Here is a 1,511-nt window from a genome sequence, read left to right as displayed (position 1 = left end):
TGTCGTGCGCCCAGAAGCCGAACCCGCCCAGGGCGAGCGAGAGGCCTCCGCGCAGGGTCTCGGCCATCGACACGTAGGAGGAGGTGTTGTCCCCGCCCCCGGCTAGGCTGACCCCCGCAAGCAGAGGAGACCGCGGATGCCCGACCACGCGACGCGCGGCAACAACCTCGACCGCGTCAGGCGGCACAACCTCTCGGCGATCCTCCGCCTCGTGCACCGCGGTGGCCCCCGCTCCCGCTCGCAGCTGACGCGCCTGACCGGCCTCAACCGCTCCACGATCGCGGCGCTGGTCGGCGAGCTGGTGGAGCTCGGCATCGTACGCGAGCGCGAGCCCGCCACGCCGAACCAGGTCGGCCGGCCGAGCCCCGTCGTCGAGGCCGATCCCGGAGTCGTCGCGCTCGCCGTGAACCCCGAGATCGACGCCGTCACGGTCGCCGTGGTCGGCGTCGACGCCGTCGTCCGCCGCCGCATCCGCCGCTCCGCCTCCGTCCCCACCGCCGAGGCCGCCGCGCGTCTGGCGGCCGAGGCGGTCGCCGAGCTGCTCGCCGAGCTGCCCGAGGAGACGCGGACCGTCGGCATCGGCGTCGCCGTGCCCGGCCTCGTCCGCGACGCCGACGGCCTCGTCCGGGTCGGCCCGCACCTCGGCTGGGACGACGAGCCCTTCTCCCGCATGCTCGCGGACGCGACCGGCCTGCCCGTCCTCTCGGCGAACGACGCCAACCTCGGTGCACTCGCGGAGAGCGTCCTCGGCGCCGGCCGCGACGTCTCGCACCTCGTCTACCTCAACGGCGGCGCGAGCGGAGTGGGCGCCGGCGTCATCGTCGGCGGCGCGCCTCTGCACGGCATCGACGGCTACGCGGGGGAGATCGGCCACACCCTCGTCAACAGCGCGGGCATCGACTGCCACTGCGGCGCCGTCGGCTGCCTCGAGACCGAGGTCGGCCGCGCCGAGCTGCTCACCGTGCTCGGCCTCGACGAGAGCGAGCGGCTGGAGGAGGCGCTCGCCGCCGCCGAGGACCCGGCCGTCCGCGCCGAGGTCGAGCGCCAGCTCGGGCACCTCGCGGTCGCCCTGCGCAACGTGATCAACGTGTTCAACCCGCAGCTCGTGGTGCTGGGCGGCTTCCTCGGGGCGCTGGTAGGAGTCGCGCCGGGATTCCTGGAGGAGCGCCTGGGCCGCGGCGGCCCCTTCCGGGTCGCGCTCGACTCCGTGCGCATCGTGCGGACCGAGCTCGGCGCCGATCTGCTCATGCTGGGCGCCGCCGAGCTCGCCTTCGAGCGCCTGCTCGCCGACCCGCTCGGCACTCCGCTCCACCCGGTCTGACCCGACGGCGGTCCGAGGGGTGGCGCCCCTGTCCGACACGTGATCGAATTGATTCGACCGAGCGGCATGGAGCCGACGAGGTCCGCTCCCGCGCCGAGGACGACGCCGAGCGAGTTCACGGCGAAGAGCAGCCCGTACTGCTGCGCGTCGAATCCGTAGAGGCCCTGGAACAGGAACGAGGAGCTGGAGA

The 1,511-nt window shown here is 74.3% G+C and carries 1 protein-coding gene; it reads left to right on the top strand.

Annotated features, from left to right (window positions below; translation table 11 throughout):
- The first annotated feature begins 136 nt into the window (after window positions 1–136).
- Complete coding sequence (locus C5C50_RS16565; protein WP_104273951.1) at window positions 137–1,321, top strand: ROK family transcriptional regulator; 1,185 nt, start codon at window positions 137–139, stop codon at window positions 1,319–1,321.
- Window positions 1,322–1,511 lie beyond the last annotated feature (190 nt).

This window comes from Rathayibacter sp. AY1D9, from assembly GCF_002932395.1.
Classification (GTDB): domain Bacteria; phylum Actinomycetota; class Actinomycetes; order Actinomycetales; family Microbacteriaceae; genus Rathayibacter.
The sequence above is the reverse complement of the archived record's forward strand: the minus strand, read 5'-3'. Positions and strand labels throughout refer to the sequence as shown.